This window comes from Mycobacterium sp. E3198 (assembly GCF_001667015.1).
Taxonomy (GTDB): domain Bacteria; phylum Actinomycetota; class Actinomycetes; order Mycobacteriales; family Mycobacteriaceae; genus Mycobacterium.
Window position 1 is genome coordinate 1 of sequence record NZ_LZIS01000137.1, and the last position, 1148, is coordinate 1148.

The 1148-nt window shown below is 65.7% G+C and carries 1 protein-coding gene; it reads left to right on the top strand.

Annotation, left to right across the window (positions count from 1 at the left end):
• On the top strand, window positions 1-1148 hold a 1148-nt coding region (locus tag A5673_RS15675), incomplete at both ends, for a UPF0182 family protein (protein WP_197518390.1).

Sequence of the window (1148 nt, forward strand, 5' to 3'; positions counted from 1 at the left end):
CTCGGGGGAGTGCCGATCGGAGACTGGTTGTCCCGCAGCGTGTTCGCCGCCAAGTTCGCCGAGCGGAACTTCTTGTTCTCCAGCGTCATCGGTTCCAACAGCAAGATCCTGTTCAACCGCGATCCGGCGCGGCGGGTGGAGGCGGTGGCGCCGTGGCTGACGACCGACAGCGCCGTGTACCCGGCGATCGTCAACAAGCGGCTGGTGTGGATCATCGACGGCTACACCACCCTGGACAACTACCCGTACTCGGAGTTGACGTCCCTGGAGTCGGCCACCGCCGACTCCACCGAGGTGGCGTTCAACCGGCTGGCGCCCGACAAGAAGGTGTCCTACATCCGAAACTCGGTGAAGGCCACCGTGGATGCCTATGACGGCACCGTCACGCTGTATCAGCAGGACGAACAGGACCCGGTGCTGAAGGCGTGGATGCAGGTGTTCCCCGGCACGGTCAAGCCGAAGAGCGACATCACCCCCGAGCTCGCCGAGCACCTGCGTTACCCCGAGGACCTGTTCAAGGTGCAGCGGATGCTGCTGGCCAAGTACCACGTCAACGACCCGGTGACGTTCTTCTCCACGTCGGACTTCTGGGACGTGCCGCTGGACCCCAACCCCACCGCCAGCAGCTATCAGCCGCCCTACTACATCGTCGCGAAAAACATTGCTAAGAACGACAATTCGGCGTCATACCAGTTGATCAGCGCGATGAACCGGTTCAAGCGCGACTACCTGGCGGCCTACATCAGCGCCAGCTCGGACCCCGCGACGTACGGCAGGATCACCGTGCTGACCATCCCGGGTCAGGTGAACGGCCCGAAGCTGGCCAACAACGCGATCACCACCGACCCGGCGGTGTCCCAGGACCTCGGCGTGATCGGCCGCGACAACCAGAACCGGATCCGATGGGGCAACCTGCTCACCCTGCCGGTGGGCCAGGGCGGCCTGCTGTACGTCGAACCGGTCTACGCCTCGCCGGGGGCCAGCGACGCCGCGTCGTCGTATCCGCGGCTGATCCGGGTGGCGATGATGTACAACGACAAGATCGGCTACGGCCCGACGGTCAGTGACGCCCTCAACGGGCTGTTCGGGCCCGGCGCGGGCGCGACCGCGACCGGGATCCAACCCACCGAGCCCGGCGCGGCCCCGAT